Origin of the sequence: Nocardioides insulae DSM 17944 (genome assembly GCF_000422825.1) — a bacterium.
GTDB classification, from domain to species: domain Bacteria; phylum Actinomycetota; class Actinomycetes; order Propionibacteriales; family Nocardioidaceae; genus Nocardioides; species Nocardioides insulae.
Genome location: NZ_KE383928.1, coordinates 191,843 through 218,537, shown reverse-complemented (window position 1 = coordinate 218,537; position 26,695 = coordinate 191,843). Strand labels below are relative to the sequence as shown.

Here is a 26,695-nt window from a genome sequence, read left to right as displayed (position 1 = left end):
GCATTCGGATGGGGTGTTCATGCGGTGACCTCCTCGACGCCCTCAGCGAGGGTGGCGCCGGCCTCGTGGCCGCCCACGTGGGTGGCGGCGTGCATCACGGTCTCGGGGGTGGCCTCGGACCTGTCGAACTCGGCGGTGACCCGCCCCTCGCAGACGACGACCACCCGGTCGGCCATGCCGAGCACCTCGGGCAGTTCGGAGGAGATCATCAGCACTGCCATCCCCTGGGCGGCCAGGTCGGAGAGCAGTCGGTGCACCTCGCTCTTGGTGCCGACGTCGATGCCGCGGGTGGGCTCGTCGATGATGAGCAGGCGCGGCTCGGTGGAGAGCCACTTCGCGATCGCGACCTTCTGCTGGTTGCCACCGCTCATCGTGCTGGCGTCCATGTCCAGCGCATTGGTCTTGACCTCGAGCTTGGCTGCCCAGGGCGCGACCGCCTTGTTCTCCGCCCGCGAGGTGATCAGCCCGAGCCGGGTGAGCCGGGTGCGGATCAGCGCGGCGATGTTGCGCGCGACCGACTGGTCGATGACCAGGCCCTGCTGCCGACGGTCCTCGGGCACCAGCGCCATCCCGGCCCGGATCGAAGCGGTCGGACGCCGCGGCGGGATGCGCTTGCCGGACAGGCGTACCGAGCCGGCGTCGTACCCGTCGATACCGAAGACTGCGCGCGCGATCTCGCTGCGCCCGGCGCCGACCAGGCCGGCCAGGCCGACGATCTCGCCGGCGCGGACCGAGAAGCTGACGTCGTGGAACGTGCCGAGCGAGGAGAGGCCCTCGACCTCGAGGACGACGTCCCCCGCCTCCGTCTCGGTCTTCGGGAAGAGGTCGGAGACCTCCCGGCCGACCATCAGCGCAACCACCTGGTCGGGAGTGACCTCGGCGATCTGCCGGGTGTCGACGTACTCACCGTCACGCATCACGGTGACCGTGTCGCACAGGTCGAAGACCTCGTCGATGCGGTGGGAGATGAAGACCAGCGCACGGCCCTCGTCGCGCAGGGCACGGGCGATCGTGAACAGTCGCTCGACCTCGACACCGCTCAACGCGGCGGTCGGCTCGTCCATGACCAGCAGGGTGGCGTCCAGGGACATCGCCTTGGCGATCTCGATGACCTGCTGATCGGCGATGGAGAGACCGTCCGCGGTACGACGGGGGTCGATCGCGACGCCCAGCCGGGTGAAGAGGGCCTGCGCCTCGGCGTACATCCGTGCGTAGTCGATCCGGCGACCGGACTTGGTCGGCTGCCGGCCCATGAAGATGTTCTCCATCACCGAGAGGTGCGGGAAGAGCGTGGGCTCCTGATAGATCACCGCGATGCCGGCGTCCTTGGACTCGGCGGTGGAGCTGAAGTCGACGTCGTTTCCCTGGAAGCGGAACACGCCGCTGTCACGTCGGTGCACGCCCGCGACCACCTTGACCAGGGTGGACTTGCCTGCACCGTTCTCGCCCAGGAAGGCGTGGATCGAGCCCGCCTCCACCTCGAGCCGGCCCGAGCGCAGCGCGGCGACGGGACCGAAGTTCTTGGTGACGTCGCGCAACTCGAGGACCGGTGCGGTCCCGCTGTCGGCGCTCATCGATTCCTCCTGATCGGACTGAACGGTTGAAAGGTTTCAACCTCGTCGTCACCTTAGGTGAGGGCGGTCACATCGTCAACGGTTCCTGAAAGATTCTTGAAACATTTCAACGTCCCGCTGTGAGCCGGACGACTCGTACTAATCTGAGCGCCATCCCGCGACCCCAAGGAGTCCCATGAGCACGACAGCCGCCCGCCGCGTCTCGGTCAAGGACGTCGCGGCCGCCGCGGGGGTCTCGCTCGGCACCGTGTCGAACGTGCTCAACCACCCCGAGAAGGTCTCCGCCGCGACCCGGGACCGCATCCTCGCCGTCATCGACGAGCTCGGTTTCGTCCGCAACGACGCCGCCCGGCAGTTGCGCGCCGGGCACAACCGCGCCATCGCGATGATCGTGCTCGACGTCGCCAACCCGTTCTTCACCGATGTCGCGCACAGCGTGGAGACCGAGTTCGCCGCCCAGCGGCAGCCGCTCATCCTCGCCGACTCCAGCCAGGATCCGGCTCGCGAGGCGACCTACCTCGATCTCTTCGAGGAGCAGCGGATCGGCGGCATCCTGATCACCCCGGTGGGCCGCGTGCTGCCGCGGCTGCGCCAGCTCCGCGACCGGGGCACCGCCATCGTGCTGGTCGACCGCAAGGCCGGAGCCCGCGAGTTCTCCTCGGTCTCGGTCGACGACCGTCGCGGAGGCCGGCTCGCCGCCGAGCACCTGCTCGAGACCGGCCGCCGCCGCCTCGCCTTCGTCGGTGGTCCGGCCGCGCTGGCCCAGGTCCGCGACCGGCACGTCTCGGCCAGGTCGGCCGTCGAGGAGCACCCGGGCGCGACCCTGCGCTTCATCGAGACCGACACCATGGATGCCCGGGCCGGCCGCAGAGCCACCGATCGACTGCTCGCGCTTCCCGCAGCAGAGCGCCCCGACGCCATCTTCGCGGCCAACGACCTGGTCGCCCTCGGCGTCCTGCAGGCGCTGACCCTCGCGCACGTCTCGGTCCCCGACGACATCGCCCTCATCGGCTACGACGACATCGAGTTCGCCGCCTCCGCCGCGATCCCGCTCTCCTCGATCCGGCAGCCCCGCGACGAGCTCGGCCGGCAAGCCGCGCAGATGCTCCGCGACGTCATCGCCGACCCCTCCGCCCCGGTCCGGCACGTCGTCCTCGAGCCCGAGCTCGTCGTACGCCGCTCCACCGTGCGCTGAGCACGTCGCGGCAGGCGCCCCGGTCAGGCGGTGTCTCCAGCCGGCCGCCGGGCATGGACTACGGCTGACTCGGCGCAGCGGGCCCAGCGGACTCAGCCGACTCAGCTGGCTCAGCCGACTCAGTGATCCGGCCCGGCATCAGCGCGGCGGCAACCAGCAACAGCACCGAGACGGCGGCGGCGAGCACGAACACGGCATGGATCGCGGGCTCGATCACCTCGGCGCTCAGGGTCTCGATCTCGGGCACTTCACCGACCAGTCGACCGGCGAGGACGGCGTTCGCGACCGCACCGAAGAACGCGACCCCGACCGCGGACCCGACCGAGCGGGCGAACATGTTCGCTCCCGTCGCGACGCCGCGGTGCTCCCACCCGACGCTCGACTGGGCCGCGATCACGCCGGGGCTGACCACCAGTCCGAATCCGAGCCCGATCACGAAGCATGGCAGCGCCAGGAGCACGATCGGCGTCCCGGCGTCGACCAGCACGAGCCCGGAGGCACCGAGGACGGCCAGCACCGCGCCCAGCCCGCAGGTGAACCTGAACCCGAGCCCGAGGTAGAGCCGTCCCGACTGTGAGGCTGCCAGCGGCCAGCCCAGCGACATCGCCGCCAGGGTGAGGCCGGAGACCACGGCCCCGTGCCCGAGCACCTTCTCCCCGAACAGCGGCACGTAGGACGCCAGGCCCATCATCATGCAGCCGGCCACCAGGCTGCCCAGGTTGCCGGCGTTGAGGGTACGCCGGCCGAAGACCCACAGCGGCAGCACCGGATCGGCCGCCCGGGTCTCGGCGTACACGAAACCGGCGAGGCAGACCAGCGCGACGGCGAACAGGCCCAGCGAGGCGGCCGACCCCCACGCCCAGCGCTGTCCGCCCTCCAGCAGCGCGAGCAACAGGGTGACCCCGCCGACGCTGAGCAGACCCGCTCCTGCCCAGTCGATCGACGTACGTCGGCGAACCACGCGCTCCTTGAAGTGGCGCTTCAGCATCCACAGCGCGGCCAGCCCCAGGGGCAGGTTGACGAAGAAGATCCACCGCCACGAGGCGAACTCCGAGAACACCCCGCCCAGGGTGGGGCCGATGACCGCGGAGAGCGCCCACACCGAGGCCATGTAGCCCTGCACCTTGGCACGTTCCTGGAGGGTGTAGATGTCGCCGACGATGGTCATGCTCATCGGCTGCACCGCACCCGCGCCGAGGCCCTGCACGGCCCGGAACAGGATCAGCGACCACATCGACCAGGCCAGCCCGCACAACAGCGAGCCGATCACGAACAGCGTCACCCCGGCGAGCATCACCGGCTTGCGCCCGATCACGTCGGCGAGCTTGCCGTAGATCGGCACGGTCACCGCCTGGGCGAGCAGGTAGATCGAGAAGAGCCACGGGAACTGGGTGAACCCGCCCAGATCCGCCACGATGCTCGGCACGGCCGTGGCCAGGATGGTCGAGTCGATCGCCACCAGCCCGGTGGAGAGCATGCAGGAGAGCAGGACCGGTCCCCGCTCACTCCTCAGCCCGACGCTCTTCCGGGTGATGGTCGGCTGCGGATCGGACACCCCTGCACGCTAGGGCATCGCCGGCCCGTCGCCCGCCCCGCCTCAGGGTTGAGTGGGTCCTCGCGGACTGTTGAATCGCTCCTCCGGGACGCCCCACTCAACGGTCCGGGAGGACCCACTCAACCCTCCGGGAGGCCCCACTCAACCGTCCGGGAGGCCCCACTCAACCCTCCGGGAGGACCCACTCAACCCTCCGGGAGGACCCACTCAACCCTCCGGGAGGACCCACTCAACCCTCCGGGAGGACCCACTCAACCGGCCAAAGGGTCAGCCGCGGACAGGCCAGGGGCCGAACACCCGGTCGGGATCGCTGCCGTAGCTGAGCCACGGGGCGATCGGCGCCCGCTCCCCCACGCCGCGACGGTCGTAGTCGCAGACGCCGCGCGGGAAGGCCGCCCGCAGCCGGCTCACCTGGTCATCGCTGAGCCCCGGGTAGTCGCGGGCCCGGATCGCGGTGGTGTGGCAGGCGAGTTGGGTCATGGGGAGCGACTGGCCCGCGACCAGGCGGGGGTTGGCACCGACGGGGTAGGTCGCCGCGCACGGTCCGCTGGCCGGATAGGTCAGCTCGGCATGGACCAGTTCCTGGCCGAGGTAGCAGCCGTCGGACAGGGTGCCAGGGCGGTTGTCGATCACCCGACGGGCCAGCGGCGCCCGCGAGTCGTCTGCCGCCAGGGCGGTGAGCCAGGCGTCCATCTGATCGATCACGTAGGCGTCGGCGAGCACGGCATGCTGCGGGATCGGCAGGGACTCGATGATCACCTGGTTGGCCGAGGTGCCGTTGCGTTCCTCCAACCGGGCACGGGTGACGTAGGACCACTCGGTGGTGTGGATGTCGGCGCCGACGCCGGCGAGGTCGAGATCCTGCCGGTGGTCGATGATCGCCGTCTCGGCGAGGCCCTGGGAGCCGTGGCTGACCAGTCCGTCGGCGTACGCGCGGTGCAGGGCGAGCCGGTCGGCCGCGGACCGCTCCGGCACCAGCCGGCCGGCGAAGTCGAGCCCGCCGATCTGCTCGTTGAGCCGCACGAACTGCTCGGCGGTGATCACCCCGTCGCGGAAGGCCGCGAGGCCGTACTGCACCCCGGTGTTGTCCAGCAGCGAGCGCGGGAAGCCGGTCCTCGGGTCCCGGCCGAGCTGGTTGACCGACTGGACCGCGGAGTTGCAGATGATCCCGTCGGGGTTGGTCTGCTCGTCCCAGCGCTCCGCCACCGGCACCGAGGCGTGGCAACTGTCGGTCGCGGTCGCGCGACTGGCGAAGGTGAGCTCCCACGAGCGGCAGGTGGAGTACGTCGGGTAGCCGGCCACGGCGGTGCGCTGCGCCTCGGTGAAGTCGCTGCCGGAGCCGTCGAAGAAGTGGTTGAGCAGGCGGCAGTCGGTCACCGGACCGCCGGTGGTGAACGGGTCGGGGTAGGAGACGCCCGGAATGATGCCGTCGAGGATCCCGGGATAGGCGTCGGCGATGGAGTACTGCTGGATCGCCCCGCCGGATCCGCCCCAGCCGGTCGTGAACAGGGGCTCCCCATAGGTCTCGACCACGTGTTCCTTGACCATCATCGCGGCCTCGGCGGAGATGACCGTGGAGCAGTTGTTGTCGAGCACGTTGAGGCTGGAGGAGGCCACCACGAAGCCGCGGGAGAGGAATCGGTCATCGAGCACGCCGCCGGTGCCGGCCCCCTGGTGGTAGCCGGAGTTGCAGCCGCCACCGAAGGTGTAGGCGAGCCGCTGGTTCCAGCCCCGCTCCGGGCCGGTGGGCGAGGGGTCCTGGCCGGCGTACAGACCGGCGACCTGGTAGACCGCCCGGTCGATGGTGCCCTGCTCGAGGCGTACGACGTAGGGCAGCGTCTCGCCCGCGACGGTCACGGTCGCGGCGTCCGCCGGCACCTGCGCGGGATCGGCGAGGGCCCGGAACTGGCCGGCGGTGGTGCGGTAGCGGTAGGTCACCTGAGGGCCGTCCAGCATGCAGGTGGGCGACTCGGCCGCAGGCAGCCCGAACGCCTGGGTCTCACATGCGAACGGGAGCTGACGTGCTCCCGAGAGCACCGGCCCCGCGCTGGGGTGGTTGTCGATCCACAATGAGTCACCGGCCCCGCGGGCCTTCAGTTCGAGCCGGTTGTGCCCCTCCTCCAGGCCCGTGACCAGTCCGAGCGCGCTGCCGTCGTCCTGGGGCACGAAGTCGTCGGTGACGTCATCGCGTCCGAGCCTGATCGTGACGTCGTCGAGATCGCGTCCTCCGAGGGAGGCCCGCACCAGCACGTCGCCACCGCTGACCAGCTGGGGGCGTGGGTTGGACACGCTGGTCAGGGAGACGTCCCGATGCCCTCTCGACGCCTCCGCCGGCCCCGCCGTCACGCCGAGGGCGGTCATCACCGCAACCCCCACTGCCAGTCCGCACCGAACCCTCACGACGACCTCCCGGTGATGTGACGCTCGACACACGAGAGTGTCGGAGAACGGCGCCGTTGTAAACGCCTCTCCTCACACTCCGACCGGGACCGCGCCCTCCTCGCAGCAGCAGCCTCCCCGAGGACGCGGGTCAGCCGACGAGGTCGGCCACCCAGCCCGGCACGATCTCCCCTGCCCGGCCGTGCCGCGCCTCGTGGAAGAAATGACTGCCGTCGCTGGGCTCGAGGTTGAGTTCGAGGGTGCGGGCACCGAAGGCCCGGGCGAGCTGGACGAACCCGGCCGCCGGGTAGACGGCGCCACTGGTGCCGATCGAGACGAACAGGTCCGCCCCCGCGAGCGCGCTCTGGATGCGGTCCATCTCGTAGGGGATCTCGCCGAACCACACCACGTCGGGGCGCAGCGCGGCGGCGTCGCACGCCGGGCAGGCCGGGCCGCCCAACAGGTCGCCGGCCCAGGGGCTCCTGGTCTCGCATGCTGCGCAGAGCGCCTGCAGCAGCTCGCCGTGCATGTGGATCACCCGCTTCGAGCCGGCGCGTTCGTGCAGGTCGTCGACGTTCTGGGTGACCACGAGGAGGCCGTCGCCCAGGGCGAGCTCCAACTCGGCGAGGGCATGGTGGGCGGGGTTCGGGACGACGTCGGCCAGCGCCGCCCGGCGGGCGTCGTAGAAGCGCTGCACCGTCTCGGGGTCGCGTTCGAAGCCCTCCGGCGTGGCGACGTCCTCGATCCGGTGGTCCTCCCAGAGCCCGCCGTTGTCGCGGAACGTCGAGACCCCGCTCTCCGCGGAGATCCCGGCACCTGTGAGCACGACCACCTTCATGCCGCCAAGCCTACGAGCGCCGCGGCGCCACCTCGGCTCCGACTCAGTCCCTGAGAGGGCGGGACGGGTGCACGAACAGCTGCGCCGACTCATCCGGGAGCCAGGGTGAGTCGGCGCAGCTGTACGGCGGCAAGGAGCCTCAGCCGGGCAGGTTGATCGAACGGCCGACCGCGGGGCCGGGTTCGACTCGCAGAGCGGCGATCCTCTCGGCGACCTGGGGCGGGAACGGCGCCGAGCGGCGGCCCGCGACGTGCAGACCGAGCACCTCCTCGGTGGCGCGCAGCCGACCGTCGACCCACAGCTCGTGCCAGATGTGCAGCAGCTTGCCGGTGGCGCCGACCAGGCTCGAGCGCACCTCCAGGTCGGCGCCGGCCGAGACCTCGTCGAGGTAACGGACGTGCGCCTCCACGGTGTAGAGCGAGGCATCGTGCTCGGAGCGGTACGCCGGGCCGAGCCCGATCTGGTCCATCACGGCGTCGGTGGCGTGCCCGAAGACCAGCACGTAGTAGGCCTCCGAGAGGTGCCCGTTGTAGTCGATCCACTCCTCGAGGACCGGCTCGCTCCACGGCGCTAGGGCAGTCGTCATGCCTTGCCCATCGCACGCAGGATCGCGATCACCTGCCGGTCGCGCTCGGCGACCAGGTCATCGATGGTGCGGTCCTCGGCCTCCTCCTCGCACCCCTCCACCACGGCATCGCGCAGCTCCTTGGTGAGTTCAGGTGCGTCCAGCCGGGTCCACGGGGAGAGCAGCGAGGGACCGAAGTGGTCGAGCATGTGGGCCATGCCGCCCTGACCGCCGGCGAGGTGGAAGGTGAGCATCGGGCCGTGGAAGGGCCAGCGCAGCCCGGGGCCGTCGGTGATCGACCGGTCGATCTGCTCGACGGTGGCCTCGCCCGCGTTGATCATGTGCAGGGCCTCGCGCCACAGCGCCTCCTGGAGCCGGTTGGCGATGAACCCCGGCACCTCCCTGTCCATCGTGATGACCGACTTGCCGGCCGCCTCGAAGAACGCGGAGGTCCACTCGACCACCTCGGCGTCGGTCTGCTCGCCGCCCACGACCTCGACCAGCGGAATGAGGTACGGCGGGTTGAAGGGGTGCCCCACGATGGTCCGGCCCGGCCGCGCGCAGGCGGTCTGCATGTCGGTCATCGGGTAGCCCGAGGTCGAGGAGGAGATCACCACGTTCTCGGCGGCCGCCTCGTCGATGTCGGCGAGCAGCTTCCGCTTGAGCTCGAGGTCCTCGGGGGCGCTCTCCTGCACGAAGTCGGTGCCCTCGACGGCCTCGGCCAGGGTGGCGCAGACGGTGAGGTTGTCACGCGAGGCCCCCTCGGCGAGACCGAGCTCGGTGAGCGCCGGCCAGCTGGCGTCGACCAGGTGACGCAGCTTCTCCTCGGCGTCGGGGGCAGGGTCCCAGGCGCGCACCTGGTAGCCCTGGGCGAGGAAGTACGCCGCCCAGCCGCCGCCGATCACACCGGCACCGATGCAGGTGACGGTGCGGACGGCGTCCGGTGCGACCCGGGCGCTCATCGGGCGTTCCCGGCGGGCAGGTCGAGGATCTCGCGCGCCTGGTCGGGGGTGGCGACCGAGGCTCCCATCGCCTCGATGATGGTCCTCGCCCGTTCGACCAGCTGGGCATTGGTGGCCTTGACGCCCTTGCCCAGGTAGAGGTTGTCCTCCAGGCCGACGCGGACGTGGCCGCCGAGCAGCACGGACTGGGCGACCCACGGCATCTGCATCCGGCCGAGCGCGAAGGAGGACCACACCGCCCCCTCGGGCAGCTGGTCGACCATGGTGGCCAGCAGCCGCGGGTCGGCGGGGGCGCCGTACGGGATGTCCATGCACAGCTGGAACATCGGCGGGGCGTCGATCAGCCCCTCCTCGACCAGGGTCTTGGCGAACCACAGGTGCCCGGTGTCGAAGATCTCCATCTCGACGCGGACGCCGAGCTCCTGGATCCGCTTCGCGCCGTCGCGCAGGATGTCGGGAGTGCTGACGTAGACCAGGCTGCCCTCGCCGAAGTTGAGCGAGCCGCAGTCGAGGGTGCAGATGTCGGGGTTGACCACACCGACATGCTTGAGCCGCTCCACGCCGTTGACCAGGTCGGTCTCGGGCAGGATGGTGGTGGGCTCCTGGGGGTCGAGGTAGAGGTCGCCGCCCATGCCGGCGGTGGTGTTGATGACCACGTCGACGTCGCTGGCCCGGATGATCTCCACGGCCTCGCGGTAGAACTCGACCTCCCGCGACCCCTGACCGGTCTCGGGGTCGCGCACGTGGATATGCACGATCGCCGCCCCGGCCCGGGCGGCGTCGATGCCGGCCTGGGCGATCTGCTCGGGGGTGACGGGGACGTGCTCGGACTTACCGACGGTGTCTCCGGCGCCGGTGAGCGCGCAGGTGATGATGACGTTGCGGTTCACGCTTGGTCCTTCTGGTTGGGGCTCGGTGTGCAGATGGTCCGGTAGGCCGGACCGGTGCCGGGAGGTCGTCCCGGCCGTCTAGTGGGGCGCTCGCGCCAGTGCAACAGCGCGGCAGCGTGCCGGGAGCCGACGTGCCACGCTTCTCCACCGGCACGCCGGCGAAGACACGCTCGCGCCAGTCCAACAGCGCGGCAGCGTGCCGGGAGCCGACGTGCCACGCTTCTCCACCGGCACGCCGGCGAAGACACGCTCGCGCCAGTGCATCAGCGCCCGGCGACGACGGCGTCGGCGATCGCCTGGACGCCGAGGTAGCTCAGGTCGCGGTAGTGCCGGTCCTCCCACGCGTCGGCGTAGGGCCACAGCGAGGTCTTGACCACGACGACGTCCCGGTCGCGATCGACCAGGGTGAACTGGCCGTGGCTGCCGTCGGCCACGAGGACCCGACCGGCGCGGTCCAGCGGCCACCAGTGCCAGGAGTACCCGGCGTGGGTGGTGTAGGCGCTGGGCAGCCGGCCCGGAGCGATGAACGGATAGGTCGGTACGCCGTCACCGGCCACCCACTCCTCGGAGAGGAGTCGCTCCCCGTCCGCGACCCCGCCGACCCGGCCGTCCACGGTGAGCAGCCCCACCCGGGCCCAGTCGCGGGTGGTGGCGGCGACTCCGCCGCCGGCCATCGCGACCCCCTGCCCGTCGAGAGCGACGACGGCGTCCTGCTCGGCGCCGAGGTCGGTCCACAGCTCACGCATCGCCTCGACGAACTCGAGGCCGGTGGCGCGCTCGCGCACCCAGTCCAGAACCTGGGAGTCGGCGGTGTTGTACTCCCACTGGCTGCCGGGCTCGAACTTCGGCCCGATCTCGGCCAGGTAGGCGCGGCTGCCGGCGTTGCTGCCGAAGGCCGCCACCAGCCGGGCGGCCGGTCCCTCGGGGTCGCGGTGGTCCTCGACCCAGTCGACACCGGTGGTCATGGTGATCACGTCGAGCACCGAGCACCGGGCGTACCCGGAGTCGGCCAGCTCGGGAACGTGGTCGACCACCGGGTCGGACAGGGAGAGCTTCCCCGCGGTGACCGCCCGCCCGACCAGGGTGGCCAGGGTGGACTTGGTCATCGAGGCGCCCAGGAACTTGGTCTGCGGACCGAGCCCCTCGGCGTACCACTCGTGGATCACCTGGCCGCGGTCGAGCACCAGCAGCGAGGTCGCATAGGTCTCGGTCAGCCAGCGGTCCAGGTCGGCCAGGTGGCCGGCCCCGGCGACCTCCACCTCGAGCGTGCGGTACGCCGACGGCAGGGTCGACGGCGCCGTGGCGGCAACCGTCTCGAAGGAGCGCATCGTCTCGCCGCGGTTCTGCTGGGGGTCGATGAAGCGCGCTCCGCCGAGCGTCTGGCGCTGTTCCGGTGTGGACTGGGTGGGCATGGAACTCCTCGATCGCTACTTCAGGGGTGACTGCGGTCCCGGCGGGCTCGGCCGACGCGCGCGGGCCCGGTCGGGCCCGTCGGGACCACGGATCAGTCGATCCGGGGGGTGTTGTCGAGCAGGGTGCGGGTGTAGTCCTGCTGCGGGTCCTCCATCACCCTCACCACCGGGCCGGACTCGACCAGCCGTCCGCCCTGGAGGATGTCGACGCGGTCCGCGATCGAGCGCACCAGGGCGAGGTTGTGGGTGACGAAGAGCATCGAGATGCCGCGCTGGGTGCGCAGCCTCTCCAGCAGTTCGACGATCGCGCCCTGCACGGAGACGTCCAGGGCCGAGGTGATCTCGTCGCAGACCAGGATCTCCGGCTGGGCGGCGAGGGCGCGGGCGATCGCCACCCGCTGCCGCTCACCACCGGAGAGGCTGTCGGTGCGCAGCGACATCACGCTCGGGGCGAGCGCCACCGCGTCGAGCAGTTCCTCGACCCGTGCGGTGGCCTTCTTCCCCTTGGCGAGGCCGAAGAGCTCCATCGGGCGGCGGACGATCTCACCGACGGTGTGGCGCGGGTTCAGCGACATGTAGGGGTTCTGGAAGATGTACTGGATCCGCTTCCGGTCCTCCACCGGACGCCGGCGCGCCGACCCGGCCAGCTCGTGGCCGTCGAAGACCACCGAGCCGGTCCACTGCCTGTGCAGGCCCCCGATGCTGCGCGAGATGGTGGTCTTGCCGGACCCCGATTCGCCGACCAGGGCGACGCACTCGCCGCGGGCCAGGTCGAAGGAGACGTCGTGCACCACCTGGGTGCGCCCGTACGACACGTCCAGACCGGTGACGGAGAGGATCACCTCGCGCTCGGCCGGCACCTCGCGGTCCACCGCACGGCCGAGGTTGATGTCCCAGCTACCGATCTCGCCGGTGCGCAGGCAGCGCACCTCGTGCCCGGGGGCGACCTCCACGGGGGCCGGTTCCTGCTCCCCGCAGGCGGGGGTGGCGAAGGCGCACCGGTCGTGGAACCGGCAGCCGCCCGGACGGCGGCCCGGCGCCGGCGTACTCCCGGGGATGCCGGTGAGCCTCCGGGCCTGGCTCACGTGCGGGATGGCGTCCAGCAGCGCCCGGGTGTAGGGGTGCGTCGGGGCCTCGAAGACCTGTTCGCGGCGGCCCAGCTCGATGATCCGGCCGGCGTACATCACCGCCACCCGGTCGGCGATGTTGCCGATCACGGCGAGGTCGTGCGTGACGTAGAGGGCGGCGACACCGTGGGTCTCGCAGAGCCGGTGCATGGTCTCGAGCACCATCGTCTGCGTGGTGACGTCCAGGCCGGTGGTCGGCTCGTCGAGCACCAGCACCTTGGGTCGGGGCAGGAAGGCCATCGCGAGCGCGACCCGCTGCACCTGGCCCCCCGAGAGCTGGTGCGGGTAGCGGCCCAGGAACTCGTCGTCGTCGGGCAGGGCGACCTCCCGCAGGCCCTCGCGGGCCCTGGCCAGCCGCCCCTCGGCGGTGTCGATCCCGCGCAGCTCCAGGAGCTCCACGATCTGGCGGCCGATCCGGATGCTGGGGTTCAGAGCGGCCGCCGGGTCCTGCGGCATGTAGGCGACCTCCTCTCCACGCAGCAGCCGGATCTCGTCGGGGGCGAGGCCGAGGATGTCGTTGCCCTCCAGCTCCACCGCCCCGGACTCGATCTCCGCGCCGGTGCGGGTGTGGCCGAGCATCGCCGTGCCGACCGTGGTCTTGCCCGAGCCGGACTCGCCGACCAGCCCGACCACCTCGCCGGGCCGCAGGGCCAGTTCGATCCCGTCGACCACGTCCACGCCGGGACGGTGGGTGAGCCCGACCCGGAGCCCCCGGACCGTGCAGACCGGCGCGAGGTCGGTCGTGTTCTCCTCGGTGGTGAGTGTCATCGGTCCTCTCCCTTCGAGGTGAGCTGGGTGATCCCGTCGGCCATCAGGTTGGTACCGATGGCGAAGATGCCGATCAGGATCACGGGGGCCAGCACGCCCCACGGCTGGACCAGCAGGGCCAGCCGGTTCTCGTTGATCATCTGGCCCCAGTCGGCGGCACCCGGGTCGGTCGAGAACCCCAGGAACCCGATTCCCGCGACCATGCCGATGGAGTAGGTCAGCCGCAGGCCGGCCTCGGCCAGCAGCGGGGCGCTCATGTTGGGGAGCACCTCGGCCAGCACCACCCGGGCCCGGCTCTCTCCGAGCGCCTCGGCGGAGGTGACGAAGTCCCGCTTGACCAGGCCCATCGCCACACCGCGGGAGACCCGGGCGACACGGGGCGCATGGGAGAGCCCCACCAGGAGGACGATCATCCACCAGGTCGGCTGCTCCACCGTCGAGAGCACCAGCAGGGTGAGAAGGATCTGCGGGAAGGCGAGCACCACGTCGTTCAGGCGCATCACCACCTCGTCGAACCAGCCACCGATGTACGCCGCCAGGACGCCGATCAGGACGCCGGCCACCACGCCGACGACGGTGGCCAGCAGGGCCACCACGAGCACCGACCGGCCGCCGTACAGCACCCGGGACCAGACGTCCTGGCCCAGGTAGTCGGTGCCGAGGAAACCGGTGTCGGAGTAGGGGTCGCCGGTTATCTGGTTCTCGCCGTACGGCGCGAGCCAGGGGCCGATGACGGCCACCAGCACCACCACGGCGGTGAGGACCAGGCCGACGACGAGTCGGGGCGAACGCCCCACGCGGGTCAGGCCCGCTGTCGCTGAGATCGCGCTCATGAGGAGATCGCCGTCCTCTCTCGCGGGGTGAACAGGATGGAGAGGACGTCGGCGACCAGGTTCACGATCACGTAGACGGCGGCGATGATCATCGCCAGGACCTGCACCATCGGGATGTCGGAGTTGCGGACGCTGTCGACCAGGCTCGCGCCCATGCCGGGGTAGGAGAAGAGGTACTCCACGATCACGATGCCGCCGGCCAGCCAGGCCAGTTGCAGCGCGATCACCTGGATGCCGGGCACGATCGCGTTGCGCAGCGCGTGCCGGCGCAGCACGACCTTCTCGGGCACGCCCTTGAGTCGGGCCAGTTCGACGTAGTCGCTGTCGAGCACCTCCAACAGGGTGGAGCGCATGATCCGGATGACGTAGGGCGCCACCGCGATCACCAGGGTGAGTACCGGCAGGATCATCGAGGCCGGCTGGGTCCAGGGGGCCTCACCGCCTGCGCTGATGGTGACGGCCGGCAGCGCGTGGAAGACCACGGTCGAGAAGACGGCCACCAGCACGATGCCGACGATGAACTCGGGCAGTCCGGCCAGGGTGAGCAGCACCACCTGGATCGCGGTGTCACCCTTCCGGCCGCGGAGCCGGGCGCTGAGCAGCGCGACCCCGAAGGAGACCGGGATGATGATCACGGCCGCGGCCGCGACCAGTACGGCGCTGTTGAGCACGCGGTCGCTGATCAGTTCGGAGACCGGCAGTCCGTTGGCCACCGAGGTGCCCGGGTCGCCGGTGAGCAGGCCTCCGAGCCAGTGCCAGTAGCGGTCCCACAGCGAGTCGTCGAGGTGGAGCTGCTCGCGGATCTGGTTGGCCCTGCCCTGGCTGGTCTCGGCCTCCTTGCCGAGGATGGCGCGTACCGGGTCACCCAGCGCGGCCGTGGCGAGGAACACCAGCACGGATACCAGCCACAGGGTCAGGGCCGCCAACCCGAGCCGGCGGGCCAGCCACAGGCTCCAGGCCGCCACCGGCGACCGGCCGGCCGGAGCGGCCGGGGGCGCGCTCTTCTGGGCGTCGAGGGTTGCTTCGGTCGCGGCCATCTCAGGCTCCCTCCACGAACGAGACCTTGCGGAACTTGTAGCCGCCGCAGGGCAGGTACTTGCTCGGCGTCATCCCCTGGACCAGGTTGGAGTAGCCGTCCACCTGCTGCTTGAAGCCCCAGACGATGTAGCCGCCGCGCTCGTACTCGATCTCCTGGCAGCGGTGCAGCAGGTCGTTGCGCTTGCTCTCCTCGACCTCGCCGATGGCCTTGGCGTAGGTGGCGGCGTACTCCGGGTCGTTGAGGTGCGTCTCGTTGTACGGCGAGGTGGGCAGCGCGCAGGCCGCGGCCTGGGGGATGTAGTTCCGCGTGTACCAGAAGTCCTGGGCGAAGGGCCACTGCAGGTACTGCTCACCGTAGAAGGTGTTGGGGTCGGCCTTGTTGAGGCGGACGTCGATGCCGGCCTGCCTGGCCTGGTCGACGAAGAGGTTGGCCGATTCCACCGCGCCGGACCCCACTCCGGCGGAGGTGACCAGCTCGACCTGGAGGTCGGACTTGCCGGCCTGCTTGAGCAGGGAGCGCACCTTGTCCAGGTCCTGCGTCCGCTGCGGAAGGTCGCCGGCGAAGGCCGGGTCGAAGGGCGCGTAGAGGTCGTTGCCCACGAAGCCGTAGCCGTTCAGCGCCTGGTCGATCATCTGCTGGCGGTCGACCACCAGCCGCAATGCCTCGCGGACCCGGGCGTCGGCGAAGGCGCCGTGGTCGACGCGCATCGTGAACGGGATCCAGGCCCCGGTGTCGGCGACGAGTGCCGAGGAACCCTGGGCGCCGATCGAGTCCACGAGGTACGTCGGCAGGTTGTCCACGGTCTGGATCTGTCCGGCGAGCAGCGCGTTGACCTTGGCCGAGTCGTCGGCGAAGTCGTAGATGATCAGCTCGTCGACCCACGCGGGATCGCCCCAGTAGTCCTCGAAGCGCAGGAAGCTGCTCAGCTGCCCCGGCGTGAACGTGTTCGCCTTGAAGGCCCCCGTCCCTACCGGCTTCCTCGGGTCGAAGTCGGTCGGGATGATGCCGGCGTTGTACTCGGCGAGCAGTTCGTCGAGGACGGCGTAGGGCATCGTCAATTGGAGGCGGATGGTGTGGTCGTCGAGGATCTTGGAGTTGTCCAGATCCAGGATGACGCTGAGCTGGCTGCCGGCCGAGGCCCCCGCGTCGGGATCGATCAGACGGCCCAGCGTGAACATGACGTCCTGCGCGGTCAGGCTCTTGCCGTGGTGGAAGACCACGTCGTCGCGCAGCTCGATGGTCCACTGGGTCGCGTCCTTGTTGGGCCGGACCGAGGTGGCGAGCGCCGGGGCGACCTTGTAGTCGTCATCCCAGAAAAGCAGTGGTTCGTAGAGGTTGTTGACGCGGGCGATGTCGGGGTTGGTGACCGGGAAATGAGGGTCGAGCGAGTCCTTCAGCCCCCCGCCGGTGGCGCCATGACTGAGCACGCCACCTCGCCTCTGCGGCGCGGCGGGGTCCGGCTTGGGTGGCACGGCCCCGCAAGCGGAGACCGCGGAGACACCGACGGCCCCAGCGGCGGCCATCGATGCCAACCTGAGGACGTCTCGCCGTGACAGGCCGCGGCCGCCCGGTCCGAGTCCGTTGTAGATTGTTCTCTCCTTGTTCGTAATACGAGCAATGGTTTGAGCGATGCGAACATAAGTGGTCTGATGCTCTACGTCAAACGCGAGCATTCCGATCATCTGGAGGGACTATTGAGCCTGGATGGAGTCGAGAGCGCAGCCGAGGCCAGGCGCACCGGCCGCGTGCAGTCGGTCGATCGAGCGGTCGCCCTGCTGCGCGCCGTGGCCCGCTCCAGCGGGCGCGAGGCCACCGTCGCGGCGCTGGCCGCACAGTGCGGGCTCAACCGAGCGACGGCCTGGCGCATCCTCACCACCCTCGAGGCGGAGAAGCTGGTCGTGTGCGAGCGGCGCACCGGCGAGTGGTCGATCGGGATGGGCCTGATCGAGCTGGCCGGCGCCGGGGGCGTGGACGCGTTGATCCGCCGAGCCCATGCGACCCTCGAACGGCTCGCGCTCCAGACCGGCGAGACCGCCGCCCTGGCCGTCGTCCGCTCCGGCAAGCTGACCTACGTCGACGAGGTCGCCCCGCCGGCCGTGGTCGCGGCCAGCTGGCGCGGGCGCGTCGTACCACTCCACGCCACCTCGACCGGCAAGGCCCTGCTCTCCGCCCTGCCCGCCGACACCGCCGGCCGGATGGTGGGCGACCACCTGCACCGCTTCACCTCGACCACGATCACCGACCCGACCACCCTGCGCGCGGAGCTGGACCTCACCCACTCACGCGGGTACGGCGTGTGTCGGGGCGAGTTCGAACCCTCGGCGTACGGCGTCTCCGCCCCCGTCCTCGACGCCGTCGGCCACCCGATCGCGCTGGTGAGCCTGTGGGGCCCCGGCGACAGGCTCACCGAGAACCGCTTCGACACCCTGGGCGAACTCGTCGTCGAGGCCGCCGCCTCGCTGACCGGGCCGGCCTGAGCATCCTCATCTCCCGCCCGATCAGGGCACCCGGGTAGGCCCCACGCAGGCCCACCGGCTCGGCTCGCGACCCACCCGAGACACCCCGCCCTGGCGCCACCACCCGCCAACACCCGCCGCCACCGACGCGGGGCGAGCGGCGATCCCCCCTGTCCGGAAGCGGACACGACCCTTGCCGCCGGTGTGACGGCCGCCATAGCCTCGGACGGATCTGAAACGATTCATCCGACGTGAAGCATCAGGAGTGGTCCCGTGCTCGTCCCCCACCCGTTCCTTCGCCGAGCAGCGCTGCTCGGCACCTCCGTGGCCCTGGCAGTGCCGGCGCTCGCGCTCACCCCCGGCGCGATGGCGGCCGCCGCGGTCGCCCCATCCGCGCCGATCCAGCTCCGGGTCGGGGGTGCGACCGACCCGATCGGCATCGACGACCTCACTCCCGACTTCGCCTGGCAGAACACCAGGGGACTCGAGGAGCAGACCGGCTTCGAGATCCGGGTCGCCTCCTCCGAACGCCGACTCGACCGGCCCGACCTGTGGGAGTCCGGGCGGATCACCTCCACCCAGCAGGCCGCGGAGTACGACGGTCAGCGACTCGATGCCCGCGACACCGGGGTGTGGCAGGTCCGGGTGTGGGGCGAGGGGAATCGGCCGACCAGGTGGAGCCGACCGGCCACCTTCGAGCTCGGTCTGCTCGACGAGGACGACTGGCAGGGTTCCTGGATCACCGACCCCCGCTGGGCCGAGCCGCTGCACCAGGATGTGAGCCTGGGCGAGCAGAGCGCCCGCTACCTCCGGATGACCGTGATCGATCTGGGCCGACCCGACGGCCCGCTCGATGCCGCCGAGTGGATCCCCCGGATGGAACTCGGGGAGCTCCAGATCAGTCACGGCGCCGACGGCGCCAACCTGGCCGAGGGGGCGACCGTCTCGGTGTCGGAGGAGTCCTCCGAGGAGGGCACCTGGGCACCGGAGTACCTCACCGACGGCAAGGTCACCACCGCCGACAGCCCGCGCGGCTACCGCAGCGCCGACCACCCCGAGACCGATGTCCAGGACCAGCCGATCGTGATCACGATCGACCTGGGCGAGGTGAAGACCTTCGACACCGTCCGACTCTTCTCCCTGTGGGACTCCCCCGGCCGCTTCGGAACCACCCCCAACTTCCCACGCGAGTTCTCCTTCGCGCTCTCCACGGACGGCGAGTCGTTCAGCACCGTCGGCGGTCGGCGCAAGATCGAGGCGGTCTCCAACCTGCACGAGTCACCCGAGGCCCTGCCGGTGCTGGCGCGGGACTTCACCACGCGGGGCCGGGTCTCCTCGGCGCGGCTCTACGTCACCGGGGCGGGCGTGTACCAGGCCTCGATCAACGGCCGGCCGGTCTCCCACGATGTGCTCGAGCCGGCCAACACCCAGCACCAGGAGCGGGTCGCCTATGCGACCTACGACGTCACCAAGCTGATGCGCTCGGGTCGCAACACCGTCGGTCTCGAACTCGGCAACGGGATCTACAACGTCTTCAACACCCCCGACGACCCGAAGCGCTACCGCAAGTCGGCCTCCGGCCACGGTGCACCGAGGGCCTTCGGCCAGCTCGAGATCACCTACGCCGATGGCCACCGCGAGGTGATCGCCACCGACGACAGTTGGCAGTCCCAGCTCGGCGAGGTCACCTTCGGCAGTTGGTACGGCGGGGAGGACCACGACGCCCGGCGCGACCTGGGCGACTGGGACACGCCCGGCGCCCGTCGTACCGACTGGGTGCCGGCCGCCGAGGTGGACGCGCCGGCCGGCGACCCGGAGGTCGTCGCACGGGTGAACCCGCCGATCCGCGAGGTCGACTCCCTCCGCACCGTCGGGGTGAGCGAGCCGAAGCCGGGCGTCTACGTCTTCGACCTGGGGGTCAACTTCGCCGGCTGGCAGGAGCTCACCACCCGCGGCCCGGCCGGCACCGTTCTCACGATGCGCCCCAGCGAGCGGCTCTACGCCGACGGCACCGTCGACCAGCGCAGCGCGGGCGGCGACATCCGCGACACGTTCACCCTGGCCGGGAAGGGTCGGGAGACCTTCACCCCGAAGTTCGCCTACCACGGCTTCCGCTACCTGCAGGTCGAGGGACTGGCGTCCGAGCCCAACGCGCGAGATGTCCGAGGCATCGTGCTCCGCGCCGACAACGACGCGGTCGGTTCGTTCACCTCCTCCGACGACATGCTGAACGGCATCCACCGGATCATCGATCGCTCGGTGCAGTCGAACATGTACTCCGTCTTCACCGACTGCCCGCATCGGGAGAAGCTGGGCTGGCTGGACCAGACCAACCTGGTCTTCGACACGGTCGCCTTCGGCTACGACATCCAGGCGCACTACCGCAAGATGCTCCAGGACGTCGCCGACGCCCAGCAGGCCGACGGCCTGATCCCCACCACTGCACCGGAGGATGCGCTGTTCGCGGGCGCCTTCCGTCACGACGCCAACTGGGGCGCGACCCTCGCCGTCTCCTCCTGGCAGATCCACGAGTGGTACGGCGACGACTCGGCCATGCAGAGGTTCTGGCCGGACATGGTCGAGTACGCCGACTACCTTGCCTCGCAGGCGGAGGGCGGGATCCTCGACGGCGGTCTGGGCGATTGGATCACCCCGGCCGACCCCACCACACCCGCGGCGGTGACCCAGACCTGGGCCTACCACCGGATCCTCACCCACATGAGCAGGATCGCCGACGCCCTCGGGAAGCCGACCGACGCCGAGGACTACCAGCAGCGTGCCGAGGAGGTCGCGGCCGCCTTCCACCGCGAGTTCTACGACGCCTCCACCGGCCTGTACGGCAACGGCGACCAGGCCAGCCAGGCGCTCGCCCTCGAGGAGGACCTGGTGCCCGCCGAACTCCGCCAGGACGTGCTGGACCGCTTCGTCGCGATGATCCGCGACGCCGGCGACCACATCGAGGTCGGTGAGGTCGGTCTGCACGCCGCCGTCGAACTGCTCTCCCGGGAGCGACTCGACGACGTCCTCTACGACTGGACCCGGCGTACCGACGGGGTCAGCTACGGCAAGTTCCTGGCCGCGGGCAACACCTCCCTGCCGGAGAGCTGGACCAACGCCAACTCCTCCAACAACCACTACATGCTCGGTGCGATCGACGCCTGGTTCACCAGCGGGGTTGCGGGCATCTCCCAGGCCGAGGGGTCGACCGCGTGGGAGCGGGTGGAGATCGAGCCCGCGCTCGTCGGGGACCTGAAGCACGCCGCGGCTTCGTACGACTCGGTACGCGGGACCATCGGCAGCGACTGGACCCGCGAGCGCGGCCGGCTCTCCCTGAAGGTGGAGATCCCGGCCAACACCACCGCCGTGGTCCGGGTGCCGGCCGCCTCCGCCGAGGCCATCCGTGCACCCCGCGACGCCCACCAGGTGGCCTCGGACGTCGACGGCTTCGTCGCCTACGAGGTCGGGAGCGGCACCTTCCGATTCACCGCCGAACTCGGCTGATCTCCGATCAGGGGCGCTTCCCGGGTCTCGCCACCGGGAAGCGCCCCGATCACCTCCGCCCTGCCCGCCGACGCCGCCGACCGGATGGTGGGCGACCACCCGCACCGCTTCACCTCGACCACGATCACCGACCCGACACCCTGCGCGCGAAGCTGGACCTCACCCACTCCCGCGCGGGCGCGCCTGAGCGGGAGTGGGTGAGGTGCGGAGATGACCTGCGCGGTGGGGCCCGCAGTCCGCGCCCGGTTACCAGCCGGCGACACCTAGATGAAGATGCGATGGCGACCCCGATTCGCAGGTCTCAGGACGTCCGGATCTCCTTATAGTCGGGCCATGGTCCACGCCGTTTCGGAGGCTCCCCCATCGCCGACGTGGCTGCTGCCCGAAGGCCTGCGGCATCTGCGCGAGTTGGTGATGGCCTATGCCAGGCGCCGGCCGCTTCGTCGGGTTGCCGCCCTCGGTAATGCGCCGTTGCAGGCGAGCGATCGGCGCGCCGACGTGATCGATTCCGCCGACCTGGTCATCCGGGTCAACAGCTTCGTGCTCGATGCCCCAGCAGGGCCGCGGGCTCAGGGGCGACGGTGTGACGTCGTGATCTGGAACCGGATCACCCGGGCCAATGAACACACCTTCCACCGCTATCGCGACCGGCTCTACCTACTGGCGGAGCCGATGCGCGCGCACGGGTTCCCGGAGATGTGGCCGGCCTCGTGGCCCGACGATCTGGGCTTCGTCCCCCTGTCGAACGCGGAGGTGCTTCCCCGCATCGGGAACGACCTGGGCATCCCGTGGCGCGCGGAGCGCCTGGCGCCGACCACGGGTCTGACGGCTGCGTGGCTTGCGGTGAATCTGTTCCCCGAGGCGGAGGTCGCGCTCGCCGGTTACTCCTTCGTCGACGCCCCCGACCAGGCCGAATGGTCCTATCAGGGCGGGGGCTCCTCGCCCGTGGCGCGGGAGCATCGGATCCAGGCCGAGGGCGCACTGATGCGGTCCTGGATATCGACGGGCAGGGTCACGTTGCACCGCTGAGGCTCATCCAGGCCCATCACTGTCATTCCCACACCTGAGCCGGGCGAACGAGCCGGACGAACGAGATTGGAGGATCCGAAGTCAGATGGGTTGGTTCACGCACCGTCAGCACGAGCCGGAAGCAGTCGTCGGTGAGCAGGGGCCGAAGACGTCGTCCGGCGATGCCACCCACGGACAACTGGCTCAACGAGTGGCCGCGCTGGAGGAGGAGGCCCGCGTCCGCCTCAACCGCCAGTTACAGCGACTCGACGAGCACACCCGGGAGTTGAACCGGCTCGGCCCACAGGTGGCCGCTCTGGAAGCCCGTCTCGAGCATCTGCGGAAGCGGGTCGACACCGCGGCGTACCCGTCCTCGGATCCGGTCCTTCCCCGACAGTCCCCCGACCCCACCGAGCCCACCCGCCCGGACCGGGCGCCGGCGCCGGCGTCGACCGAGACGGCAGTCCTGCTCGCCGAGGTCCAACGCCAGCACCAGCAGGTGCGCGCGCGGCTCAGCGCGGCCACGCGCTACGAGGAGCGGCTGCGGCGGGTCGAGGATCAGCTCGCCCAGGCCGACGCCGGTGTGCCTCACCTCGGACGCGACTGAGCTGCCGCCCGACGCCCCTGGAGCCGGCGGTCGATCTCCGGCGGCATCGTGAACAGGACCGGCAGCACCTGATCGAGCACCCGGCGGAAGCGGTCGGCCCGGACCGTGCTGAAACTCCCGATGTTGTACTCCTTGGCCGGGGTGTCGGCCACCAGGTCGGCCCATCGCTCCCCGCCCACCTTCCCGACCCTGAGGTTGTCCGCGTGATACTCGGCCACCAACGTGTCGCGGAACCGCGGCGTGAGGTAGTTCGCGCTGGCGGTGTTCCACCCCAGACTCGTCGTGGCCACAGTGAGCTCACGACGCACCAGGCCGATCCAACGCAGCCGTAGCACGTGCTTGTCAGGAGCCCCGTCCAGCCGATCGCCCAACCGCGCCTGAGCCACATAGCGGGTCAGGCGCCGGGCGGTCTCGACGGTCCGCCAACCACGGCCGACGTTCGCGTCGGCGACCGCGCCACGGTCGATCTCGATGCCTGCTGTCCGACAGAAGTCCGCGACGACGTCGCCCTCGTGCAGCATCGAGCGAACCATCGGGCGGGCCCGCAGATCCACCCCGGGGATGGCCGCTCGGATCTGCCCCAGGAAGCGGCCGTAGTCGAGGAAGCCCATGTCGATCGGCGACCAGTCCCGGAACTCCTCGAACGGTCGCCGCAGCCGTGGCAGGAACTCGGGCCGCATCACCATCAACCGCTCGACGTAGAAGGCGTTGTACAGGCTGGGCTGGTCGCGCAGATAGTGGATCCAGCGCACCTGGGCGCCGGCCCGTTCGGCGTACGCCCCGATCCGGCGGATCTGTTCGCCGCCCAGGGTGGACAGGTGCTCGGAGGAGACCACGACGGTGCTGTCCGGTCTGTCCCGCATGAGCTGCACCAGGTCCTCCCAGGTGCCGAACTCCGGCGAGAATCCCGGTCCGTCGACGAGTTGGGCGAACAGGTTGGTGTGCGGCGCTCCGGACAGGTGTCGGCCGATCTCGGGGTAGATCACCGACTCCGGCAGCCGCCCCCGCGCGGCCGCACGGGCGAGGAATCCTTGGATCGCCGTCGATCCGGTCTTGTAGGTACCGGAGTGGATCACCAGGGTCGCGGGCACGTCACTCCCCCAGCTTCTTCTGCTCGACGCCGGCGTTCAGTGCGACCAGCTCGGGCCGGGCGTCGAGCAGCGCGATGATCCGAGCGCAATCGAGCTTCTCGGCGTGGTGTTCCTCGATCAGGGCCCGGATCAGCCGCAGATCCTCGGGGGTGTCGATGGTGACCCGATACTCCGAGCGGTCCGGCGACCCGGCGAGGTTGTGCACGCGAGTCCGACCGGAGACGTTCTGGTACAGGAAGGGCGTGACGTGTTCACGCATCACCGGTTCCTCGGCCGCCGCATCGGCGGCCAGCAGCGCGGCACTCGAGAAGACCTCGTAGTCGAAGCCTCGAGGGAAGGTCCGCGGAAGGGTGTTGGTGACGTAGAGATCGGGGTCGCCGGCGGCGAGGTAGTGATCCAGGCCGGCTCTGATCAGTCCACCGTCGATCAACGGGCAGTCCGAGGTGACCCGGACGACCGCGTCGAGGCCCACCGTGCGGACGGCGTCCGCGTAGCGTCCGAGCACGTCGTGCTCGCTGCCTCGGACGACCGGCAGGCCCCGATGCTCGCCCAGGGCGGCGATCGGGTCGTCGGCCGCATTGACCGTGGTGGCGAGGACGACCTCGAGCCCGGCGGCCTGCAGCCGATCGAGGTGATGGTCGAGCAGGGTTCGACCACCGACCTCCAGCAGCACCTTGCCCGGAAGGCGGGCGCTGGTGGAACGCGCCTGGGTGATGACCGCGGCCCTCATCGCAGAATCCCCGTCAGCGTCTCGATCACCCGGTCGACATCGGCGTCGGACAGCGAGGGATGGAGCGGCAGGGAGAGTTGCTGGGCGTAGTAGGCCTCCGCGCGCGGACACAGCCCGCGCCGGTAGCCCAGTTCGGCGTAGACCGGGTGCCGGTAGACGGGGAGGTAGTTCACCTGAACTCCGATACCGGCGCTGCGCATTCGCTCGAAGACCTCGCGCCGACGACCGCCGAGCACCCGGATGGGGTAGAGATGCCACATCGGATCGACGTCCTCACGCCGGCCCGGGATGCGAAGACCGGCGACCTCGGCAAGCATCGCGTCGTACCGGGTGACGATCTCGGTGCGACGCCTCTTGAACTCCCCGAGCCGGCGTACCTGGGAGAGCCCGAGGGCACAGGCGACATCGCTGAGCCGGTAGTTCAGCCCGAACTCCTGCACCTCCTGGTGCCACGGACCTTCATCGCTGAGCACGAACCGGTCGGGGTCGCGGACCATCCCGAGACGGTGGAACTCGCGGGCCCGCCGCGCCAGCGTTCCATCGCGGGCGATCACCGCGCCGCCCTCCGCAGTGGTCACGTTCTTGGTCGGGAAGAAGGACATCGTCGTGACATCGGCCAGCGCGCCCACCGGCACGCCGGCGGCGGTGCCTCCGATCGAGTGGGCGGCATCCGCCAGGGTCAGGGCACCGACACGATCCGCGATCGGTTGGAGACCGGCGTAGTCGGCCGGCTGCCCGGCGTAGTCCACCGCGGCGATCACCGCGGTCCGCTCCGTGACCACGGCCTCGACCGACGCCGGCTCGATGAGCGCGGTGTCCTCATCGACGTCGGCGAACACGACGGTGGCGCCGCGGAGGGTCGCTGTCGCGGCGGTGGCGATGAAGGTCAGCGGGGTGGTCACGACCTCGTCACCCGGGCCGACGCCGACAGCCGCGTACGCGGTGTGCAGGGCAGCGGTGCCGGACGTCGTCGAGACCGCGGGCAACCCGCCGGCGATCGCGCTGAGGGCGTCCTCGAACGCGGCCACGGCCGGCCCCGTCGTCAGCCAGTCGCCACGGAGCACCTCGACGACAGCGGCGATGTCCTCCTCATCGATGCTCTGGCGCCCGTACGGCAGCATCGCCCCCACAGAGCTCATCGGACCTCGTCGACGAGGAGCGCCGCGATCTGCTCACGGGTGTACCACTGGTCGTTCGTGTTCGACCGGTACGAGAAGTCGTCGGGAAGCGGCTTGCCGATCGGTGGCTCGTAGCCCCAGGTGGCGAGGTCGGGCTGGATGACGAAGTACTTCCCGTCCTCCACCACCAGCGCACGCCGGCCCTCCTCGGGACTGATCATCTCCTCGTGGTGCTTCTCCCCCGGGCGCAACCCGACGTCGTACATGTCCGCACCGGGAGCGACCGCCTGGGCGAGGTCGGTGACCTTCATCGACGGGATCCGGGGGACGAAGAGCTCGCCCCCCTGCATCATGTCGAAGGCGTCGACCACCATCTGGACCGCCTGCGGCAGGGTGATGAAGAACCGGGTGCAGCGCATGTCCGTGATCGGGAGTGCCTGTCGCTCCTCGGCCAGTCGGCGGAAGAACGGGATGACGGACCCGCGGCTGCCCAGCACGTTCCCGTAGCGAACGACGGAGAACCTGGTCGGGTAGGCGGCCGCATAGTGATTGCCCGAGATGAACAGCTTGTCGGCAGTGAGCTTGGTGGCGCCGTACAGGTTGATCGGGCTGGAGGCCTTGTCGGTGGAGAGCGCCACCACCTTCTTCACCCCGCTCTCGATGGCGGCCTCGACGACGTTCTGACTGCCCTGGACGTTCGTCTTCACGAACTCGAAAGGGTTGTACTCCGCGGTGTCGACCTGCTTGAGCGCCGCGGCATGGACGACGTAGTCCACGTTGTGCATCGCGCGCTCGAGCCGTCGCTCGTCGCGCACGTCTCCGATGAACCATCGGAGCCTGGGGTCGTCGCGGAACAGCTGCCGGACCTCGTACTGCTTGAGCTCATCTCGGGAGAACACGACCAGCCGGGCCGGGTCGAGGTGCTCCAGCGCGTATCGGATAAACGCCTTGCCGAATGATCCGGTGCCACCGGTGACGAGGATCCGAGACCCTTGAAGAACGGACACGATGAGGCCTTCCTGCGAGTACTGAGACTGCGGCAGGCTA

General features: G+C 70.3%; 21 protein-coding genes. 5 read left to right on the top strand and 16 right to left on the bottom strand.

Annotated elements, in window-relative coordinates:
* Positions 1-17: 17 nt before the first annotated feature.
* Positions 18-1,574 (bottom strand): sugar ABC transporter ATP-binding protein, encoded by a 1,557-nt coding sequence (locus G515_RS20930; protein ID WP_051218277.1) that lies wholly within the window; start codon positions 1,572-1,574, stop codon positions 18-20.
* A gap of 175 nt (positions 1,575-1,749) precedes the next feature.
* On the opposite strand from G515_RS20930, the gene G515_RS0111220 reads away from it, so the two are divergent.
* Positions 1,750-2,769: a LacI family DNA-binding transcriptional regulator gene (locus tag G515_RS0111220; protein ID WP_028660210.1), complete on the top strand. Its 1,020-nt coding sequence runs from the start codon at positions 1,750-1,752 to the stop codon at positions 2,767-2,769.
* Between the two features lie 58 nt (positions 2,770-2,827).
* Here the strand turns inward: G515_RS0111220 and G515_RS0111215 are convergent, their stop codons facing one another.
* From G515_RS0111215 to G515_RS20915, 11 genes are all read right to left on the bottom strand, one after another.
* A complete protein-coding gene (locus tag G515_RS0111215; RefSeq protein ID WP_051218275.1) occupies positions 2,828-4,324 on the bottom strand; it encodes an MDR family MFS transporter in 1,497 nt (498 codons plus the stop codon).
* A gap of 267 nt (positions 4,325-4,591) precedes the next feature.
* Positions 4,592-6,613, bottom strand: coding sequence for a DUF6351 family protein (locus G515_RS20925; protein WP_157571082.1), 2,022 nt, complete (start codon positions 6,611-6,613; stop codon positions 4,592-4,594).
* 241 nt (positions 6,614-6,854) lie between these two features.
* Positions 6,855-7,541 (bottom strand): NAD-dependent deacylase, encoded by a 687-nt coding sequence (locus G515_RS0111205; RefSeq protein ID WP_028660208.1) that lies wholly within the window; start codon positions 7,539-7,541, stop codon positions 6,855-6,857.
* A gap of 139 nt (positions 7,542-7,680) precedes the next feature.
* Positions 7,681-8,127: a thioesterase family protein gene (locus tag G515_RS0111200; RefSeq protein WP_028660207.1), complete on the bottom strand. Its 447-nt coding sequence runs from the start codon at positions 8,125-8,127 to the stop codon at positions 7,681-7,683.
* Positions 8,124-9,068 (bottom strand): 3-hydroxyacyl-CoA dehydrogenase NAD-binding domain-containing protein, encoded by a 945-nt coding sequence (locus G515_RS0111195; RefSeq protein WP_028660206.1) that lies wholly within the window; start codon positions 9,066-9,068, stop codon positions 8,124-8,126. The genes G515_RS0111200 and G515_RS0111195 overlap by 4 nt, the downstream gene beginning before the upstream one ends.
* A complete protein-coding gene (locus tag G515_RS0111190; RefSeq protein ID WP_028660205.1) occupies positions 9,065-9,958 on the bottom strand; it encodes a beta-keto acid cleavage family enzyme in 894 nt (297 codons plus the stop codon). The genes G515_RS0111195 and G515_RS0111190 overlap by 4 nt, the downstream gene beginning before the upstream one ends.
* A gap of 263 nt (positions 9,959-10,221) precedes the next feature.
* Positions 10,222-11,370, bottom strand: a complete 1,149-nt coding sequence (locus G515_RS20920; RefSeq protein ID WP_051218271.1) for a serine hydrolase domain-containing protein — start codon at positions 11,368-11,370, stop codon at positions 10,222-10,224.
* A gap of 92 nt (positions 11,371-11,462) precedes the next feature.
* Positions 11,463-13,265: an ABC transporter ATP-binding protein gene (locus tag G515_RS0111180; RefSeq protein ID WP_028660204.1), complete on the bottom strand. Its 1,803-nt coding sequence runs from the start codon at positions 13,263-13,265 to the stop codon at positions 11,463-11,465.
* Entirely contained in the window at positions 13,262-14,098 is an 837-nt protein-coding gene (locus G515_RS0111175) for an ABC transporter permease (protein ID WP_051218269.1), read from the bottom strand. Before G515_RS0111175 ends, G515_RS0111180 begins: the two co-directional genes overlap by 4 nt.
* Positions 14,095-15,135, bottom strand: a complete 1,041-nt coding sequence (locus G515_RS0111170) for an ABC transporter permease (RefSeq protein ID WP_084653460.1) — start codon at positions 15,133-15,135, stop codon at positions 14,095-14,097. The genes G515_RS0111175 and G515_RS0111170 overlap by 4 nt, the downstream gene beginning before the upstream one ends.
* A gap of 1 nt (position 15,136) precedes the next feature.
* Positions 15,137-16,564 (bottom strand): ABC transporter substrate-binding protein, encoded by a 1,428-nt coding sequence (locus tag G515_RS20915; RefSeq protein WP_051218267.1) that lies wholly within the window; start codon positions 16,562-16,564, stop codon positions 15,137-15,139.
* A gap of 222 nt (positions 16,565-16,786) precedes the next feature.
* Between G515_RS20915 and G515_RS0111160 the strand changes: the two genes are divergently transcribed.
* The 4 genes from G515_RS0111160 to G515_RS22710 all read left to right on the top strand — a co-directional run bounded on the left by G515_RS0111160 (position 16,787) and on the right by G515_RS22710 (position 22,709).
* Positions 16,787-17,614, top strand: a complete 828-nt coding sequence (locus tag G515_RS0111160; RefSeq protein WP_084653603.1) for an IclR family transcriptional regulator — start codon at positions 16,787-16,789, stop codon at positions 17,612-17,614.
* Between the two features lie 252 nt (positions 17,615-17,866).
* Positions 17,867-21,094, top strand: a complete 3,228-nt coding sequence (locus G515_RS0111155; RefSeq protein WP_028660200.1) for a family 78 glycoside hydrolase catalytic domain — start codon at positions 17,867-17,869, stop codon at positions 21,092-21,094.
* 333 nt (positions 21,095-21,427) lie between these two features.
* A complete protein-coding gene (locus tag G515_RS0111150; RefSeq protein ID WP_211221018.1) occupies positions 21,428-22,123 on the top strand; it encodes a hypothetical protein in 696 nt (231 codons plus the stop codon).
* Between the two features lie 85 nt (positions 22,124-22,208).
* Complete coding sequence (locus G515_RS22710) at positions 22,209-22,709, top strand: hypothetical protein (protein ID WP_051218265.1); 501 nt, start codon at positions 22,209-22,211, stop codon at positions 22,707-22,709.
* On the opposite strand, the gene G515_RS0111140 is transcribed toward G515_RS22710, so the two are convergent.
* From G515_RS0111140 to pseB, 4 genes are read right to left on the bottom strand one after another with little or no spacing between them, the layout of a single operon-like run.
* Entirely contained in the window at positions 22,691-23,800 is a 1,110-nt protein-coding gene (locus G515_RS0111140; protein WP_028660198.1) for a hypothetical protein, read from the bottom strand. The two genes, G515_RS22710 and G515_RS0111140, sit on opposite strands and share 19 nt — an antisense overlap.
* Position 23,801: 1 nt before the next feature.
* Entirely contained in the window at positions 23,802-24,530 is a 729-nt protein-coding gene (locus G515_RS0111135; protein ID WP_028660197.1) for a cytidylyltransferase domain-containing protein, read from the bottom strand.
* On the bottom strand, positions 24,527-25,669 hold the full coding sequence (locus tag G515_RS0111130) for an aminotransferase class V-fold PLP-dependent enzyme (protein ID WP_245565353.1): 1,143 nt from the start codon (positions 25,667-25,669) through the stop codon (positions 24,527-24,529). Before G515_RS0111130 ends, G515_RS0111135 begins: the two co-directional genes overlap by 4 nt.
* Positions 25,666-26,655 (bottom strand): UDP-N-acetylglucosamine 4,6-dehydratase (inverting), encoded by a 990-nt coding sequence (pseB, locus tag G515_RS0111125; protein ID WP_028660195.1) that lies wholly within the window; start codon positions 26,653-26,655, stop codon positions 25,666-25,668. The genes G515_RS0111130 and pseB overlap by 4 nt, the downstream gene beginning before the upstream one ends.
* Positions 26,656-26,695: the final 40 nt, after the last annotated feature.

Bases quoted from the DNA above. Each gene is read 5' to 3' on its own strand.
- G515_RS20930 (WP_051218277.1), bottom strand. From the start codon at position 1,574: ATGAGCGCCGACAGCGGGACCGCACCGGTCCTCGAGTTGCGCGACGTC.
- G515_RS0111220 (WP_028660210.1), top strand. From the start codon at position 1,750: ATGAGCACGACAGCCGCCCGCCGCGTCTCGGTCAAGGACGTCGCGGCC.
- G515_RS0111205 (WP_028660208.1), bottom strand. From the start codon at position 7,541: ATGAAGGTGGTCGTGCTCACAGGTGCCGGGATCTCCGCGGAGAGCGGG.
- G515_RS0111200 (WP_028660207.1), bottom strand. From the start codon at position 8,127: ATGACGACTGCCCTAGCGCCGTGGAGCGAGCCGGTCCTCGAGGAGTGG.
- G515_RS0111195 (WP_028660206.1), bottom strand. From the start codon at position 9,068: ATGAGCGCCCGGGTCGCACCGGACGCCGTCCGCACCGTCACCTGCATC.
- G515_RS20920 (WP_051218271.1), bottom strand. From the start codon at position 11,370: ATGCCCACCCAGTCCACACCGGAACAGCGCCAGACGCTCGGCGGAGCG.
- G515_RS0111180 (WP_028660204.1), bottom strand. From the start codon at position 13,265: ATGACACTCACCACCGAGGAGAACACGACCGACCTCGCGCCGGTCTGC.
- G515_RS0111175 (WP_051218269.1), bottom strand. From the start codon at position 14,098: ATGAGCGCGATCTCAGCGACAGCGGGCCTGACCCGCGTGGGGCGTTCG.
- G515_RS0111170 (WP_084653460.1), bottom strand. From the start codon at position 15,135: ATGGCCGCGACCGAAGCAACCCTCGACGCCCAGAAGAGCGCGCCCCCG.
- G515_RS0111160 (WP_084653603.1), top strand. From the start codon at position 16,787: ATGCTCTACGTCAAACGCGAGCATTCCGATCATCTGGAGGGACTATTG.
- G515_RS0111150 (WP_211221018.1), top strand. From the start codon at position 21,428: ATGGTCCACGCCGTTTCGGAGGCTCCCCCATCGCCGACGTGGCTGCTG.
- G515_RS22710 (WP_051218265.1), top strand. From the start codon at position 22,209: ATGGGTTGGTTCACGCACCGTCAGCACGAGCCGGAAGCAGTCGTCGGT.
- G515_RS0111135 (WP_028660197.1), bottom strand. From the start codon at position 24,530: ATGAGGGCCGCGGTCATCACCCAGGCGCGTTCCACCAGCGCCCGCCTT.
- G515_RS0111130 (WP_245565353.1), bottom strand. From the start codon at position 25,669: ATGAGCTCTGTGGGGGCGATGCTGCCGTACGGGCGCCAGAGCATCGAT.